Source organism: Chelativorans intermedius, assembly GCF_025398255.1.
Classification (GTDB): Bacteria; Pseudomonadota; Alphaproteobacteria; order Rhizobiales; family Rhizobiaceae; genus Chelativorans; species Chelativorans intermedius.
Map to the genome: position 1 here is coordinate 1 of NZ_JAODNW010000082.1, position 1322 is coordinate 1322.

Sequence of the window (1322 nt, forward strand, 5' to 3'; positions counted from 1 at the left end):
CTATCCGCCTCTCCCAACACCTTAACCGCATCAGGATCATTGGCCGCTCACAGCCCATTCATGCCATCTCCTTGTTGCTTCGAACGTTAAGAGAACAAACTCTCCTTTTGAATGGCCCAGTTTCTTGGGGGCAGGTCAACATGCCGAGGCCATCCGCGCGGAATGGCGGCCTTTCTGGAAGGCCATCTGAAACTGACGTTGAATATGGATAAAGCCGATATCACCCACGTCGACGATGGCTTCATCTTCCTCGGGCACCGGATTATCCGCAAGCGGGGATCGAGTGGACGCATGTCCGTGGTCACGACAATACCGACGCGCTCTCCGGCAATCATCATACAGCCGCGGTGGACATGATCGCTACCCTCACGCGCTTCCTACTCCACAATACCTGTGCGGCGAGGAGTTCTTCCAGCACGAACTGCCGTTTGACCGCTCCTCGATGACGCGCTGGCGTCAGCGCATGGGCGAGGAGCGGATCACGGCCCTGCTGCAGGAAAGCCTTGCGGTGGCAGTGAAGACTGGCACGATGAAGCCGCAGGACACGCGGCGGACCCACGCGCCCTACGAGTTCGGCGTCAAAGTCTCGGTCGCCACCACGCTGAAGCGCTCGAAGGGCGGCCAGTTCGCTCTGCACGCCATGGCCCTTCCCGGCAACCCCTATGACGGCCATACGCTGGGAACGGTCATCCCCGCGATACAAGACAGCGTCGGCGCCGAGATCGAGCGCATCCTCGCCGACGCCGGCTACCGCGGCCAAAACGCGCCGCAAAGCCACAGGTTCAGGGTCTTCGCCGTAGGCCAGAAGCGTCGCGTGACGCCGGCCATCTAGCGCCAGATGCGACGACGATCCGCCGTCGAGCCGGTGATCGGCCATATCAAGAGCGAACACAGGATGGGCCGCAACTACCTCGCCCACGCCCAGGGCAATGCCATCAACGCCATCCTGGCCGCCGCCGGCTACAACTTCTCTCTCCTGCTCAGGTGGTTGAAGGACTTTTTATCGTTCTTGATAGCTGTGCTTCAATTCCGGCCGAAGCAGGCCGTCGCTTAAAACCCGGATTGTTCACGATCGACTTGAAGGGGCGCCGTTGCGCAGCACACCCCAGTTTGCGGGCCAGATCCGTCCACGGCGCGGTGGCTCGGCCTGGATCCAGGATGCGATATTGCTGATAGGTTGGCTCTAACAGACTTCGATTACGTTCGAGGAGCTTCCTCGCCCAGAAAATGGACGCGCCGTAAGGCGCTAGAGCGGGATGAATCTAGGTTTGTCCGTATCCTGCATTAGCGAAGTAGTTTGTGCATTCGTCGGCCGAGATTGA

The 1322-nt window shown here is 60.1% G+C and carries 1 protein-coding gene and 1 pseudogene; one reads left to right on the forward strand and one right to left on the reverse strand.

Going from position 1 to position 1322, the window contains the following annotated elements; genetic code table 11:
* Positions 1-135 precede the first annotated feature (135 nt).
* Complete coding sequence (locus NYR58_RS20665) at positions 136-258, reverse strand: hypothetical protein (RefSeq protein ID WP_261522943.1); 123 nt, start codon at positions 256-258, stop codon at positions 136-138.
* Between the two features lie 118 nt (positions 259-376).
* Between NYR58_RS20665 and NYR58_RS20360 the strand changes: the two are divergent.
* Positions 377-1054 (forward strand): annotated as a pseudogene (locus tag NYR58_RS20360) (transposase); the annotation flags it as partial.
* Positions 1055-1322 lie beyond the last annotated feature (268 nt).